Raw genomic sequence first — 15369 nt, forward strand, 5'->3', positions numbered from 1 at the left:
ATAGAGCCATCAACGCTCCTAAGAACGTTTTCATGCCTACCGCTCAAATCAAAAATGCTGAACCATCAAACGTCATTACTCCTGCCAATATTGACTGGCAAATGGATGATACGGGTAATATGGTGCCAGTGTCAGGTGAGTTTGAGGATGTTTACTTCTCACATGCCGACGGACTAGCGGAGTCGCGTCATGTGTTTTTGGCACATAACCAACTGCCAGAGCGGCTGGCAAACCTTGAGCCAAAGCAGTGCTTTACCATCGCTGAATTGGGTTTTGGTACTGGACTAAATCTCTTGGCAACTTGGCAGCTATGGCGACAACTGCGTGAAACGCATCCACAATTAGCGACTGCGAAACTGCATTTTATTACTACCGAAAAATTCCCGATACCGCTTGCAGATTTAACGCAGATACTGGCATTATGGGGACAGCGTGCGCCCGAGCTGACAGAGATAATTGAGCTATTTTTATCTGCCTATCCTCCTCTTATCGCGGGCTGTCATCGCTTGCATTTTTTCAATGATAATTTGACCGTTGATATATGGTTGGGCGATGCAGCTATCAGCTTAGCCAAATTAGCTTTGGATACTTCTATCAAGCCCGCGCCCTACATTGATGCATGGTTTTTAGATGGCTTTGCCCCTTCTTGCAATAGTACCTTATGGGCTAAAAACATCTTTGCACAAATTCAGCGCCTGTCACGTCCAAAGACGACTGCAGCCACGTATAGCTGTGCCGGTATTGTCAAACGTGCGCTACAAAATTGTGGATTTGAGATTGAAAAAGTTAAAGGCTTTGGGCGTAAGCGTGAAATGCTAACGGCGGTCATGGCTGATAAAGTATATTCGAATGATAGTGATAGCAGTTCTACGCTATCTAGCGCTCACAATCATATCGTAGTTATTGGTGCTGGCGTCTCTGGACTGCTAACGGCATGGTCGCTAGCCAATCACGGTATCAATGTCACCTTACTAGATAAATCAGCCCCCTTAGCCGGAGCATCAGGTAACCCTCGCGCCCTACTCGCACCCAAAATGACGCCTATCCATCATGTCGACGAGCATCTGCATACCATAGGTTATCTCTATAGCAGCAGACTATATCGAAAGCTCAATGAAAAGGCTGCAAAGCAAAATACAGCGCCAGTACTTGAGCCAACTGGCGCACTTGATCTCCTTATGAAAGCCAATATCGGTACGGAGCAAATTTTAGATTATCCCGACGATATGGCAACCACGCTATCGCTTGCACAAGCAAAAGAGACTACTGGATTAAAAACGCAAGATTTATCAGAGAATTTGTACTTACCCCAATCTGGCTTGGTCAACCCACAAGCTTTAAAAAATACAATACTGACCCATCCGTTAATCCGCTTTCAACACTTAGAAGTTAGCAGTATTAACGAGATGGAAAGCCATGTTTGTATTGAAGGCAGTAATCAGGATAAAGATATAATATCTATCATCGCCGATAACGTGGTGATTTGTGCCGCTTTTGAGAGCCATCAGCTAGATAAACGTATTTTTGATTGTCGTAAAATCCGCGGTCAGCTTTCTTGGTTTATTCCCTCAGCAACACAATGGGCAAAACTGCCCAAACTTCCTCTCAAGTACGGTGGCTATTGCACCTCATTTAGCGGGCAAGCTGGTGACAGTAAGTTGAATGAGGTAGTAGAAGGCGAACAGTATTTATTACTAGGCGCAAGCTTTGTGCGCAATGATACAGACACTGGTATTCGTAATGAAGAACACCAGATTAGCCGCGAAAAACTAGTCACTGCCATTCCTGAGATGGAATCGGTCATTCCAACAGATACCAGTCTGTGGCAGGGACGCGCAGGCATTCGCACCCAGACCCCTGATTATCATCCGATGGTTGGGCAATTGGTAGATAGTAAACGGATTTGGACCATGAGTGCGATGGGCGCTAAAGGTTATGCGCTAGCGCCTATATGCGCTGAAACTTTGGCAGATATGATGCTAGGCTCGTTTGCACCATTGTCAGCGGCGATGCTTGCACGACTCTCGCCAAATCGCACGCGTTTGCAAACGCCGCTAACTTGAATAATTGAGCTTTTTAACGAATAATACTATCCTGTATTATTTCTATTTGAAGTCAATTCTAATAGTGAGACATACTCCATGCCTTACCATCAAACTACCCTTACTCTACCTGCCTACGCGCGCGGCATTCATATCATAACGCCAATGATTGAAGATGCGCTTGATAAGCTAATACCTCATACATCTAAAGCAGGTCTAGTACACCTATTTTTACAGCATACTTCCGCCAGTCTCGCTATCAACGAAAATGCTGATCCAGATGTCAGATTAGATACCGAAGACTGGCTTAACAAAATAGCACCAGCCGACCAGCCAGAATATCGACATACGCTAGAAGGTTCAGACGATCTGCCAGCTCATTTTAAAAGTATAATGCTTGGGGTCAGCTTAACCGTTCCACTTATCAATGGCGCATTAGGACTAGGAATGTGGCAAGGTATTTACCTATGTGAGCATAGAGACAACCTCGAAAAATATGGTGGACAGCGAAAGCTAGTTATTACCGTAAGCACTTAGTCATATATTGTCATTCAATAGCAAATTACTGCTCACAGCTTACTATGCTTAAATAAACCCCTCTTGATGGATAACAACCTCATTATGAAAGCCCCTACTTTAGCTTCACTAAAATCCAAGTCCTACTTGCGTGTTTTTCCCGCCATTTTTTTTAGTGTGCTGATACTGACTGCCTGCCAAAAGAAACCAGAACCTGAAACAGCTAACGAAGCCCAAGCTGAAACAACCGTTCAAAGTACGCCTGTTAATGATAACAGTGATAATGATGTAGCTATAGACAGCTCTCAAAACTCGGTTGATTCCATCACAGATTCAGAGCACGATGTTAACTTAAACGAGCTTGAAAACGATATCGAAACGGTAGAAATAGAACCAAATACTGCAGCCGCGACCCCTAATCCAGAACAAGCGATTAAAGGCGCGCAAATCACTGATGTACGTTATAAAAGCGCGTCAGGTGAAACTTTATCCGTCGTCTTTGAAACCTCGGCTGCGGGCGTACTCAATGCCATCGTAACCTTACCTAATAAACCCAAAATGACCCTAAGCGCACCAGAAGGCCAAGGTAATAATCCTACTTATCGCTCAACAGATGGTAGTATTCAGCTGGTCAGTCATGGTGGTGGTAGCGCTATAGATCTTATTCAAAACAATAAAGTCACCAGCTTCGATGCTGTCAGTGCTGAAGCTGAAGTCATCACTGAATAATTTATTAGAAGACACATAGCTTAAGCCCATTAAAAATAATATTTTAAGCAATAAAAAAGGCGGTACACGTTACGATCGTGTGCCGCCTTTTTTATTGCTTTGGTTTAGCCAAAGCCAGTTGTTTGCCCAAACAGGCTGACCAGCCAGCTCATCACGGCCCACAATCCCCAAACAATAAATATCAAAACGACTAGCCCTAATATGTCAGGTATATGCAGATAGAGCCAAGCAACGATTGGATTACGCCAAAAGCGACTTTGCTGCTGTTTGTCTTCTAGTGATTGATGTAAAAATGGCCGATCCATATGCATGGTTTCAGTGATGCCATACTCATCTTGTAGGTGCTGATGTACGATGCCCAAGGTTTTACGACTAGGACGTATAAAGATATCCAGCAGCGTCCCGATACCAGGTACGATGCCAACCACCATATCGATGAGCGCCAGTCTGACTGCTGGTGTCATTTTATGCGCTGGGACACCTAGCTGACGACCCAATATAAACGCATAGCTGGTCAAGGCAAGTCCAGCCAAATCTCCTGCTAGCGGAATAGTCGATAGTGCCGCATCAGCGCCCATCCCTTGTTTGGTAAAAGGGATACGTACTAACGAATCCATGGTATTAGCAAACTTCGCCAATTTACGTTCGGTAGCGATGACTTGCTCGCGTGTTAACCCATGCTCAGCCAGCTTTGCTTGATAGTCTGCCATAGGTTTATCTGTTGGCTTTTTCGCTTTTAATCTCGAAAATTTATTTAGTTTATCCATTAAAAGTCGTCCATAGACAAGCAATTGCTATAAGAGCAAAGACGTAACGCCCTACCCAAATATTGGCTAAAAATGCCTGAAAGCAGGCCAATGCATGACGACTGGCACAAGCGCTGTTTTGCTTAGCAAACATTATCGCTACTAGCGCCAAGCCAAATACTGGTGTCACACCTAACGTCGTTGGTGCAAAGTAATGCCACAACACTACGCCCATTATTAATAGAAATAAGGTTTGTAGTAGTGAGATGATAACTACATCATAGCGGCCAAATAATATCGCCGTTGATTTCACCCCAATCTTTAAATCGTCCTCACGGTCAGCCATGGCATACTGGGTATCGTAGGCTACTGTCCAGCACATGTAAGCTATGAACAACAACCAACACCAGATATCAGGGGCGCCTTGTATGGCTACATAAGCCATCGGTATCGCCCAACCAAAAGCGGCGGCTAAAAACACTTGCGGCAAATGCGTAAAACGTTTCATAAAAGGGTAAATAAACGCCAATATGACCGCACCCAGAGACCAATAGAATACTTCAATAGGCAAGAAAAATAATAAACTGGCACTTAATAATACCAACAGCAAAAATGCAGCGATGGCTTCTTTAGCAGATAAGCGACCATCTGCCAATGGACGGCCTTTGGTACGGGTCACATGACCGTCTACTTTGCGATCGGCGAAGTCATTAATCGCACAACCTGCTGCCCGCATAAAAATCGCGCCCAGAGCAAATAACACAAATATCTTCAGACTTGGCAGACCTGCCGTTGCTCCTTGCTGCTGCGCTTGACCCATCGCTGCCAGCATTACGCCCCACAGCGTTGGCCATAGTAATAGCTCAATGCCTACTGGCTTATCAAAGCGCGTTAGCTGCATGTAGGCGTGTAACTTTTCTTTGAAACTCAAAGCTGAGGGACTGTTGGTCATTAAATCATCTCTAAACATATAGCTTCTAAATATAACGGCTCTAAGTATCTATAGCCTCTAGATATATAGCTTCTAAATATCCTGCCACATCCGATTTGCTTCAATCAGTGATATCTCAGGATATTGTTTACGTAAAGCTTTGATAGCAGGGATTTTATCTTTTTGTGCTGCTTGTTGACGCAAAAAGGCTAATTGCTCTTGTGGGTTGCTCAATTCTTTTAAACGCGCCTCTAACCTTAAAATTCGAGTACGCAGTATGATGTTTATCAATAATAGGCCTGCACCCATGGCCCAAATTATTAGCGTTGTCACTACGTGCTCCTGAGCCTATTGAATTTAAGCTTGTTAATTAGTTTGTTTTACATAGATAGCTAAATAAAATAACCATCAAAGCGTACTGCTTCATTATTCCAGCTTTCACTTGGTTGTTGATTGGCAAGTAACGGCGCAAACTGCGGCCGCTTCACGACCACGCGACCTTGTTTTTCACCATTTTGACTAACAACAGCTTGCGCACTTTGTAGCAATTGTCGTTCTTCTTCTGATGTTGGCGGGCTAGCCAATTGATGCAGTGCTTGCATATGCTTACCTACTTTAGCACCTTTACCCGTCTTACTATCCTGATAGCTATCTTCTGGAAACATCGGATCCAAATAGACCACATCGATTATTTTGCTATTTGCAGTTACTGATTCAGCTTTTAGACTCGAAAAATAGCTGAGCGCATCGGTATTTATAATATGCAGACGCGTCATCAACTTTTGCCAATTCGGTAATGCACTCATCCGCTGCTGCTCTGCTAACAATAGCAATGCCATCAAAGGTTGCTGCTCAAGCATCGTTACTTGCGCGCCTGTACTGGCTAATATCAGACTATCATGACCGAATCCAGCGGTAGCATCGATGACGATACTATCCGATGTGATTTTAGCAGCTTGTAATAACAGCTCAGATTTACGTCCAGCACTCACCACACGGCGTTGTAACTTATCCCATTCCGGTGCGACACTCAGTCCATCACTAAGCCACGATAGCTTGTCTTTGTCATCCAGCAGTAAAATAGGCCGGGTAGATATCTGACTTAATTGCTGGCGACGTTTTTGATTGAGTTTATCGGTAATTAGCTCGGTATTTAAAACGATTGGCAGTTCATGTTCAGTTATTAACGTCTGCAAGCTATCAATCTGCGCTTGCTGTGATTCGCTAACATAGAGTAGCTGGCAATGCACAAAGGCGGTAGCCTCTCTAAACTCTTGCTGCAAAGCGGTCATACCTGCCCTCCCTTTATGTTATCTGCAAACCTAGTAAAACAACGTGCAAATCTAGCCAGCCATCTGATAACCAAACAACCAAGACGCCAGTAATACCACCACCCCAGTAATAATGCGTAGCCACGCAAAAATCGTAAAATCACGGCGACTCACCCACGCGACTAACCAGCGAATACAAAGTAGCGCTACGATAAAGGACACTACTGTGCCTACGCCTAATACCAACCAATCCTCGCTACTGGTCAACACATCACCGTGTTTGAGCAAGTCCAACAAGGCTGCACCTACGATGACTGGGATACCCAAAAAGAATGAAAACTCTGCTGAAGCTTTACGCGAGACCCCAAGCCAAAGGGCACCAATAATAGTGGCCCCTGAGCGTGACGTACCTGGTATCAATGCTAAACACTGAAACAAACCAATCATTAGCGCCGTTTTTAAACTGACCTCTTCGGCTTCTGTAGCAATGATCGTCTTGGGACGCTTTTCCACGTAAAAGATCAGCAAACCACCAATGATTAGCATAATGGCGACAATCATAGGATTGAACAAATAAGTTTTGATTTCATCCGCAAAGGTGAAGCCAACGAGCATAACCGGAACAGTGGCAACGATCAGACTCAGTCCCAACTGCCTTGGATTGGTCATGCCTTCTGCTTTGCCCGTCAGCAGACCCATCAATGCTTGCCATAACCTGCCCCAATAATCATAAATGACCGCTAATATAGCGCCCAACTGAACCACCACAATGAACAAGTCAACTTTGTCTTTGGTCCAAAAGCCCATCAGATCAGCTGATAAGATTAGGTAACCAGTACTAGAGATGGGCAAAAACTCGGTGATACCTTCAACGATACCCATGATGACAGCTTGAATTAACAAGAGTATATCCACAATTATTTTCCTAAAAACAGACCTGTTGGCTGTCCTATATTGTCGTTGCTTTTATAAGGTTTGGCGCATGGTTAATACTACGCATCTAGCTATTATGAATGACGTTTACATTACTGTATTTAAATGACTATGTTAAAAACTATGCTTTACCTTGCTCTTTTAACGTTTTCCACGCTTGGTTGCGCAGATACTTTGGTAGCGCATGCGCCGCATCGGTACCGCCAGAATTTATAAACTGAGCAATACCCAGTTGTCCAATCACTGTCGCATCCGGCCAAACATCGTCATGACATATTTGTCCATCATATAATTTTAAGAGCGACGCGCCATTACCGGCAATAGGAATATCGAGTACTGTTTGGCTATCATAATCCAGCAGTTGCTCAGTGCTCTCTTCATCATTGACTAACACTGGCTGCATGACAGTATGATCTGATTGAGGATCTGATTGCTCGCTATCTTTTATTGCATATTGCCCAAAGTAAACTTGCTGCATACGTGCGTCAAGGGCGCTATATACTTGCGTTACACCATATTGTTGATATGCCCGCTGCGCAATCGCTTGCAGACTTGAGACTCCTACGCAAGGTAAATCATGTGCCACCGATAGCGCTTGTACCACCGCAGTATTAATACGAATACCGCTAAATGCACCTGGACCTCGATTAAATATTAATGCCTGCATGTCCGAAAGGCTCAGTTTAGATTCGGACAGAGCTGCATCGATCATTGGTAAAATTTGTTGGGTCTGCTGGCGCTTACCAGTCTCGGTATGACTCGACAGTACTTGACCACTCGCATCTAAAATTGCGATTGAGCACTGATCGAACACGGTATCCATTGCTAAAAACATTGTAACCTCGGCTTATACTTTTGGCACTATAGTCAGTCCACTATAAAAGTGTTGCTGCGTTAACCTCATTTGAAGTATGACATAACCATCGACACTCGGTTGCCTTGTCCCACTCTCAAAGTACCACTTTCAAATTGAATCGACTACATAAAAAATACGCCCTAATAAAATAGCGCCTATCATAGCATTTAGGGTAAGCGATTTTTATCACTTTCTACGTTTTTCACACTTTATTCATGAGAAGACATATAAACATAGGTGTTCTAATAGGTGAGCTAAATAGCATCCATAAAAAAACCCAAAACTACTTTAGCTCTGGGTTTTTATTAGACTTATAGGGCTAACAAATTCAACTACTACTTAAAAGCGCGTTTTAAACTTTTTTGGCGCTTGGTTTTCCATCTCTTGCATCTGCTTTTGCATCTCTTCAGTGCTAGGCATATTATTAGGATCAAGTCCCATTTGCTTCGCCATTTGTTGCGGCTTCACATCTTTAGGACCGCCTTGCTGACCGCCGCCGCCAAATAAAGGACCGCCGCCCCCAGCTCCGCCACCGCCGCCGCCCATTAACCCTTGCATAGACTTCATCATCTTACTGATGCCTTCAGGCTTGGATATCATTTTCATCATTTTTGCCATTTGCTTGTGCTGCTTGAGCAAACGGTTGACGTCTTGGATCTCACGCCCCGAGCCTGCAGCAATACGACGCTTGCGACTAGGGTTAATCTTATCAGGATTCTGACGCTCAAATGGGGTCATAGAATTAATTAACGCTTCCATTTCACGGACTTTTTCTTCAGGTTTAGCGTCTTCGACAGCTTTTTGCATATCCGAACCGCCCATGCCTGGCATTTTATCAAGGAAGCCCGACATACCGCCCATATTTTTCATCTGCTGGAACTGAGTCAATAGATCCTCAAGGTCGAAGTCGCCGCCCTTTTGCATCTTTTTCGCCATTTTTTCGGCTTTATCACGGTCGATTTTTTGTTCGACTTCTTCAACCAGACTCAGTACGTCACCCATACCAAGAATACGCTGGGCAATACGCTCAGGATGGAATAGCTCTAAGGCGTCGAGTTTTTCACCGCGACCTAAGAACTTAATCGGCTTACCTGTGATAGCGCGTACAGAAAGCGCTGCACCGCCGCGAGCATCACCGTCAGTCTTAGTTAAGATAACACCCGTCAATGGCAACGCATCGTTAAAGGCTTTGGCAGTATTGGCTGCATCTTGACCTGTCATGGCATCAACCACAAACAGTGTCTCGGATGGATTAACCGCAGCGGTTAACGCCTTAATCTCATCCATCATGGTCTCATCGATAGCTAGACGACCCGCCGTATCAATAATCAAGATGTCTTGGTATTGAATTTTTGCTTCTTCGATAGCGCGTAGGGCGATATCAATTGGGTTCTCGTCGCTACTTGAGTTAACGAACTTGGCGTCAACTTGACCGGCTACTTGCTGAAGCTGCTGTATTGCCGCTGGACGATAGACGTCAGCTGAGACCAGCATGACCTTTTTCTTATGGCGCTCTTGTAGATATTTGGCCAGTTTACCTGCAGTGGTGGTTTTACCCGCACCTTGCAGACCCGCTAGTAAGTATACGACAGGAGGCTTACCCGTCATCTCAAGCTGCTGATTAGCACTGCCCATCATTTCGGTCAGCTCATCGTGGACAATCTTTACAAACGCCTGACCTGGAGCTAATTCTTTTAGCACCTCAGCACCAAGCGCCTGCTCTTTAACGCGTTTAACAAAATCGCGAGTGACCGGTAGCGCCACGTCGGCTTCTAACAACGCCATACGCACTTCACGTAACGTGTCTTTGATATTGTCTTCAGTCAGTTGCCCCGTGCCGGCGATATTGCGTAGGCTCGACGATAGACGTTCTGTTAAGGTATCAAACATAAATAACTCTCAATTAAACAATTAAAATATTTTTATAAAAAGGCTTCTTGTTAAGGTATATGCAGTCAAAAAGCACTTTATTAAAGATGGATTAAACAAAATGGTTTAGGGTATCGCACATTTACATCGAATATGATTTATCTAAAAATGATTGACTATCAATACTATAGCGTAATTTCCGCTAAGACTTTAGACGCATTTGGCTTTACTCTAATGGATTGACAGCCATAGTAATACGGTTAAACAAATACTGTTATATAAATACCGCTATATAAACTGTCATCTATTGAGTGGCTTATATAAACCTCTATAAATAGTTGGTGCCTCATAATGAATAACTATTTATGATCTTAGCATCTATGAATAATAATAGAGATGATTCTCAACTAGCCTTCATTTTATGATAGATTGGACGATTATTCTAATAATACCACTTTAGCGTTAAATTGAGCGGCGATTTTGCGCTCATTATGGGATGAGGCTTTTACCTGTGCACCTTGCGTTCATAATTGCTAGTATGGCTTATATAGCAGTCAGTATCCATATCAGTTGGGCGTTGACGAAGAGCAACCCTATTCATAAAGGCTTAAGCCTTGGCTTACTGGTCGTCGGTATGCTCGCACATGCCGCCCTATTATATCCGTATGTGGTTACGTTATATGGGCTAAATTTTAACTTATTTAACATAATCAGCCTAATTAGTCTGTTTTTCTTGTTTTTCTATGTACTCTTCTGTCTGTACCGTCCTATTCTTAGTCTAGGTATCCTAGCCGCACCGACTGCGCTTATTGGTATGACAGTGGGCTATGTTGGCCGCGCACCTTATCAGCCACTAACTGATGTCAGCATCGGTCTTGAAGCGCATATTCTATTATCACTTGCTGCCTACTGTGTGCTGCTGATGGCTACAGTGCAAGCGCTATTTTTGCGTATGCAAATTCGTGAGCTTAAGCATCATACCATCCATCGTTTTTGGGTCAATAAACTACCGCCTCTACAAAGTATGGAGAGCTTATTATTCGATATGATATTGGTAGGCTTTATACTACTTAGCATCGCGCTGGGAATTGGCTTTATCTATGTAGAAGACTTGATGGCGCAGCATATTGTGCATAAGACGGTATTTAGCATGTTATCTTGGTTGCTATTTGGCATACTTTTGATAGGCAATTGGCGCGCTGGCTGGCGTGGCAAACGTGCGGCTAATATTACTTTCTATGCCTTTATCTTATTAGCAATTGGCTTTGTCGGTAGCAAGTTTGTCTTAGAGCTAGTGTTATAGAGTGAGCGTCACAGTCGGTCAGTATAAATCATAAACGATATTGCTGACCGTAACGCTTATTTAATAAGATCTTCTCTCTAATTAAATACCACTGTTTTATTGCCTGTCACAATGACTCGATTTTGCACATGCCAGTTCACTGCGCGTGCCAATACATTGCGCTCAATATCACGACCAATAGCACGTAATTCTACCACGCCCTGACGATGCGTTACACGGTGCACATCCTGCTCAATAATAGGGCCTTGATCGAGCTCTGCAGTGACGTAATGCGCAGTCGCACCGATAAGCTTAACGCCTTTGTCATACGCCTGACGATAAGGATCTGCTCCGACGAAAGCTGGTAAGAATGAATGATGAATATTAATAATCTGCATTGGCCAGCGTTCAATGAAATCAGACGATAATATCTGCATATAGCGTGCTAATACTATTAAGTCGTTACCTGCCATCAATTCATCAACTCGCTCCTCCGCCTCAGGTTTATTATCCTTAGTTACCGGTACGTGATGAAAAGGTATCCCAAAGTTTTCTACCGCTTGACGCAGATCTTCATGATTACTTACAACAGAAGTAATCTGGCAATCGAGCAATCCTCGTTGATGACGCCATAACAAATCCAACAAGGCATGATCAAACTTCGATACCAAAATACCGACCTTCGTCTTAATTGCATTGTCATGTAAATGCCAAGTCATATTATGGCGTTTGGCAACCGTATGCCCGAAGCTGGCCTCAAAGTTATCAATAATCTCGCTCAAACCTTCTAGAACAAACTCTAAACGCATAAAGTACTGTCCACCTTCATGTGCAGTTGAATACTGATCAAGAGAGATAATATTGCCACCATAGCGATGAATAAACTCTGATACCGCTTGTACGATACCTGCTTGATCTCGGCATTTAATGAGCAATGTGGCAGTGTCGATAGCCGTTATAGGTAATGAAGCACTAGATATAGCCTGTGATAAAGTATCCGGTGAAGCATTCGTTGCAGTGTCTGACATAATGTGCCTAATCAAAAAATAAGGTGATTGCTACCTGTGTTTGAAGAACCATTGATAGCATAGCAAGTCAACTATTCTAATCGTTTTTGCAATGTTTTGCTTATTGAGTTGGTTGTTTTACGTTATTTATATTACCAATACGAAAACCCCCAACGCGGGTTGGGGGTTCGTTTTGAGATTGGTAAATACTAGTTGGCGTTGAAACAAGTATCGTAAATACCAAATGGACTTGCCCAGTTAGGACGTGCTGGCTTACCAATATCAACGTCATCTATGAGAACTGGAAAGCTCATTACACGAGACTGTTTTGACTCACTACCATCTACACTAGTATTAACAGTAACTTTTGCTCTATACCATTCTGCATATTCTTTTGGATAACGTACTGAAAAGTCAACTTTCCCGAATTGATCAGTAATAAAATTAAAGTTCTGACTAGAGCTAACTTCATTACCATCTTTATCAAGCACTGCCGCGACATTGATAGGATCTAATTGACCATTGCCATTAACATCTTCACCTGAATCTAAGATACCATTGTTATTAGTATCTTCATTATCACAAGTTCTGTAGAAACCATATCGATTAGTAGGAGAGGTAACCAAAGGGAACAAGAGGGTGCGAATGCTCCAGACCTTCTCATCAGCTTCATCTCTAGCAACAAAAAACTCACCTTTTCCGTAACTACTAGGATTTAAATTGATGGATACGGGCTGATTGATAGCCGGTTTACCTGTGCTATTAAGCACACTGATTGAACCTTTTTGAAAATAATATACCTGACGATCACCGGCAGAAACTTTATCAGCGAAAGCGAAACTGATAAACGTTGATTTCGTTTGTACAGAAAGACTTGAAGTACTTTTAATGCTTTTTGGCTTTACTTCCTGTTCTGTCTTGTCTGGCAATTGAATGAACTTTACCTCAGCTTCGATGATGACACCGTCAGTCTGTGTTGGGTTCTGCCCCGCATTATAAACTACCGTTGCTAAACCACTACTATTAGTATAAGCCACCCCTTGTCCTAAGCTACCGCCAGAGGCATCTTTGGTTGTTGTGAATTGCACGATGGCATTCTTTACCGGAGCGTCATCTTTATCTAACACTCGAGCAATTACTTCAGTAGAGCCACCAACACTAAGAACAGATCGTTCAGTTTGCAGGATCAACTTAGTAGGGCTAATCGATACGAAGCTTAATACTGTTTCTTTAGTATTATCTGGCTGTCCCACCCTTCTATGTGTCGCAATTATAGTGGCGCTATCAGGCACGCTTGACTCAATGTAGAACTCGACCTTTTTATTCATTACCGTTAATATACGACGAGAGCTACCAAAACTTTCAGTCTCACTCATGTCTTTGAAAATTTTACCCTTATTCGTTGTAACAACAACGCTATCACCATTGATACCATCTGGCACATTCAGAGTAACTTTCTTCCTGATACCCACAACTATGTCAGTAGTCTGTTCAAAGTTCATGTTTGAGCTAGTAGCAGACCCTATAGTTAATACATTAGGAATACGTTGAATACTCTTAGGGCCTTTAATCTCAATACTAAATACATAACTATCATCATTTGAAGCATTCAGAGTGGAAGCATTTAAATCAAACCTGAAGTTACCATCAGAATCAGTACTGCTAGTACCTGCTTCTACATTATTACTATACAGAACCACATCTGCGCGATTAATAGGCTTTGCTGCACCATCCAGAATTTGTCCAGATACTGAAAAGTTTTCTCCATTACTCACTATATTTTTAGAAGAAACAACATTACTTGCACGAGTACCCGAAACTATAATAGGGAAGCTTTGCTCAACGATACTATTCTTTTCATCATCAACAACTACCGTTAATAGACTTTCATGATTTAGCTGGGCGTCAACATTTACTCTGCTTTGTAACAACTCGACGGCAATTAGTCCTTGCTCATTAGTGATTTGCTTAGAAGGACTATTCAAAGACAGGCCATATAACGCAGCATCAGTAATACCTATTATCACAGGAACGCCTGCAACGATACCACCTTTCTTATCGGTTACTCTAATATTTACCGTTGCTTTATCCGAACCTGTTAATAGCTCAGTTTTATCTGATGAGATAAACACATCATAAACATCATCTTTTTGCGTGCTGGTATTACCTTCTTGACCAAATAATGTAATAGATTGTTCGATGCCATCAACACTAACCTTTACTATTAAGCCGTTTTTTATAAGAAAATCACTCTGTTCTGCAGTTAGATTATTTCTTGCTTGTAGCTCAATGAAAGCTCTTCCTTTCTCGTCGGTAGTGACTCTAGAGCTAGAAGTGCTAAACAACCCAGTAGCCTTAGGATCGGTGATTTCAAAGGTAACCACCTTATTATCTAACACACCATTTTTAACATCTAATACCAAAGCTTCTATCCTGATGGAAGTATCTTTAGCCGTATTCACATTAATATTAGTATAATTAGATAATATATATACTTCATTTGCCTTAATGGTTGACTCTTCATCACCCGCACCCTGATCATTTGGATCTTGATTATCAGGTGTTACTGGAACCAATCCAATATCAGGTTTTGGCGCGATAGAATCTACGGTATCACTGTCACCACCCCCACCACAACCAGCTAAGGTGAGCGCTAAAGTCAGTGCTGTCAACTGAAACAGCTTAGAAGTAAAAGGTAGCGGGCTATATGACATTTTTTGGACTCCGAATCAGCAATGATGTATTCGAGAAGATAAGCAAGAATCGTTCCCAATCTACAAATATATAAGCAAAAGTAGATAAGGTTACCGTATGTTTACTATATATATAAAGTGTATTAAATTTCTAACAGCAACTTTACTGACTTTTGTTCTAAGTTACAACTAAAAATTATACCTATGGGTTAAGTAATCGATGACATACGAACGTAGATTCAGGGTATAATAGGTGACTTTTATGACGACGATTATCACAAAATAATTTGAATGTTTACTGATTTTATGGTATAAATGTCGGCTTTAAAATTTTCTGAATTGGTCAGTCTGTTATTTGCCTTTAGATGACAGCGAAAACCAGCTCAACCTTCATATAGTTTTGTTTGGTGCAATGGTGCCGCTTGCTGTGTCCATGCCGCAAATACGCGCAACTTGCCCAGACTGGTATGAGAATCCCTCATACCTCATAGATC

13 protein-coding genes are annotated in these 15369 nt (G+C 42.5%); 4 read left to right on the forward strand and 9 right to left on the reverse strand.

Annotated elements, in window-relative coordinates:
* Positions 1-32 precede the first annotated feature (32 nt).
* The 3 genes from mnmC to AK825_RS11345 all read left to right on the forward strand — a co-directional run bounded on the left by mnmC (position 33) and on the right by AK825_RS11345 (position 3287).
* Entirely contained in the window at positions 33-2063 is a 2031-nt protein-coding gene (gene mnmC, locus AK825_RS11335; protein ID WP_068037459.1) for an FAD-dependent 5-carboxymethylaminomethyl-2-thiouridine(34) oxidoreductase MnmC, read from the forward strand.
* Positions 2064-2141: 78 nt separating this feature from the next.
* Positions 2142-2579, forward strand: coding sequence for a secondary thiamine-phosphate synthase enzyme YjbQ (locus AK825_RS11340; protein WP_068037462.1), 438 nt, complete (start codon positions 2142-2144; stop codon positions 2577-2579).
* 84 nt (positions 2580-2663) lie between these two features.
* Positions 2664-3287, forward strand: coding sequence for a hypothetical protein (locus AK825_RS11345; protein WP_068037473.1), 624 nt, complete (start codon positions 2664-2666; stop codon positions 3285-3287).
* Between the two features lie 104 nt (positions 3288-3391).
* Here the strand turns inward: AK825_RS11345 and AK825_RS11350 are convergent, their stop codons facing one another.
* The 7 genes from AK825_RS11350 to ffh all read right to left on the reverse strand — a co-directional run bounded on the left by AK825_RS11350 (position 3392) and on the right by ffh (position 9914).
* Positions 3392-3997, reverse strand: coding sequence for a DUF4112 domain-containing protein (locus AK825_RS11350; RefSeq protein ID WP_068039388.1), 606 nt, complete (start codon positions 3995-3997; stop codon positions 3392-3394).
* A gap of 49 nt (positions 3998-4046) precedes the next feature.
* A complete protein-coding gene (gene ubiA, locus AK825_RS11355) occupies positions 4047-4985 on the reverse strand; it encodes a 4-hydroxybenzoate octaprenyltransferase (RefSeq protein ID WP_068039385.1) in 939 nt (312 codons plus the stop codon).
* Between the two features lie 72 nt (positions 4986-5057).
* On the reverse strand, positions 5058-5297 hold the full coding sequence (locus tag AK825_RS11360) for a hypothetical protein (protein ID WP_068037474.1): 240 nt from the start codon (positions 5295-5297) through the stop codon (positions 5058-5060).
* Positions 5298-5356: 59 nt separating this feature from the next.
* Positions 5357-6256: a class I SAM-dependent methyltransferase gene (locus AK825_RS11365; RefSeq protein ID WP_068037475.1), complete on the reverse strand. Its 900-nt coding sequence runs from the start codon at positions 6254-6256 to the stop codon at positions 5357-5359.
* Positions 6257-6307: 51 nt separating this feature from the next.
* On the reverse strand, positions 6308-7150 hold the full coding sequence (locus tag AK825_RS11370; protein ID WP_068037476.1) for an undecaprenyl-diphosphate phosphatase: 843 nt from the start codon (positions 7148-7150) through the stop codon (positions 6308-6310).
* A gap of 139 nt (positions 7151-7289) precedes the next feature.
* Positions 7290-8003: a tRNA (adenosine(37)-N6)-threonylcarbamoyltransferase complex dimerization subunit type 1 TsaB gene (tsaB, locus tag AK825_RS11375; protein ID WP_068037479.1), complete on the reverse strand. Its 714-nt coding sequence runs from the start codon at positions 8001-8003 to the stop codon at positions 7290-7292.
* Positions 8004-8363: 360 nt separating this feature from the next.
* The gene (gene ffh / locus AK825_RS11380) at positions 8364-9914 is read right to left on the reverse strand and encodes a signal recognition particle protein (RefSeq protein WP_068037482.1); all 1551 of its coding nucleotides are present in this window, start codon (positions 9912-9914) and stop codon (positions 8364-8366) included.
* Between the two features lie 475 nt (positions 9915-10389).
* Between ffh and ccsA the strand changes: the two genes are divergently transcribed.
* Positions 10390-11196, forward strand: coding sequence for a cytochrome c biogenesis protein CcsA (gene ccsA, locus AK825_RS11385; RefSeq protein WP_068037485.1), 807 nt, complete (start codon positions 10390-10392; stop codon positions 11194-11196).
* Positions 11197-11273: 77 nt separating this feature from the next.
* Here the strand turns inward: ccsA and purU are convergent, their stop codons facing one another.
* Both purU and AK825_RS11395 read right to left on the reverse strand, forming a co-directional pair.
* Complete coding sequence (gene purU, locus AK825_RS11390; RefSeq protein ID WP_068039391.1) at positions 11274-12134, reverse strand: formyltetrahydrofolate deformylase; 861 nt, start codon at positions 12132-12134, stop codon at positions 11274-11276.
* A gap of 257 nt (positions 12135-12391) precedes the next feature.
* Positions 12392-14896: an Ig-like domain-containing protein gene (locus AK825_RS11395; RefSeq protein ID WP_068037486.1), complete on the reverse strand. Its 2505-nt coding sequence runs from the start codon at positions 14894-14896 to the stop codon at positions 12392-12394.
* Between the last annotated feature and the right edge of the window lie 473 nt (positions 14897-15369).

Origin of the sequence: Psychrobacter sp. P11G5, assembly GCF_001593305.1 — a bacterium.
In the GTDB taxonomy this organism is placed as follows: domain Bacteria; phylum Pseudomonadota; class Gammaproteobacteria; order Pseudomonadales; family Moraxellaceae; genus Psychrobacter.

Coding starts and splice junctions, on each gene's coding strand:
- mnmC (WP_068037459.1), top strand. CDS start 33: ATGCCTACCGCTCAAATCAAAAATGCTGAACCATCAAACGTCATTACT.
- AK825_RS11340 (WP_068037462.1), top strand. CDS start 2,142: ATGCCTTACCATCAAACTACCCTTACTCTACCTGCCTACGCGCGCGGC.
- AK825_RS11345 (WP_068037473.1), top strand. CDS start 2,664: ATGAAAGCCCCTACTTTAGCTTCACTAAAATCCAAGTCCTACTTGCGT.
- AK825_RS11350 (WP_068039388.1), bottom strand. CDS start 3,997: ATGGCAGACTATCAAGCAAAGCTGGCTGAGCATGGGTTAACACGCGAG.
- ubiA (WP_068039385.1), bottom strand. CDS start 4,985: ATGACCAACAGTCCCTCAGCTTTGAGTTTCAAAGAAAAGTTACACGCC.
- AK825_RS11365 (WP_068037475.1), bottom strand. CDS start 6,256: ATGACCGCTTTGCAGCAAGAGTTTAGAGAGGCTACCGCCTTTGTGCAT.
- tsaB (WP_068037479.1), bottom strand. CDS start 8,003: ATGTTTTTAGCAATGGATACCGTGTTCGATCAGTGCTCAATCGCAATT.
- ffh (WP_068037482.1), bottom strand. CDS start 9,914: ATGTTTGATACCTTAACAGAACGTCTATCGTCGAGCCTACGCAATATC.
- ccsA (WP_068037485.1), top strand. CDS start 10,390: ATGAGGCTTTTACCTGTGCACCTTGCGTTCATAATTGCTAGTATGGCT.
- AK825_RS11395 (WP_068037486.1), bottom strand. CDS start 14,896: ATGTCATATAGCCCGCTACCTTTTACTTCTAAGCTGTTTCAGTTGACA.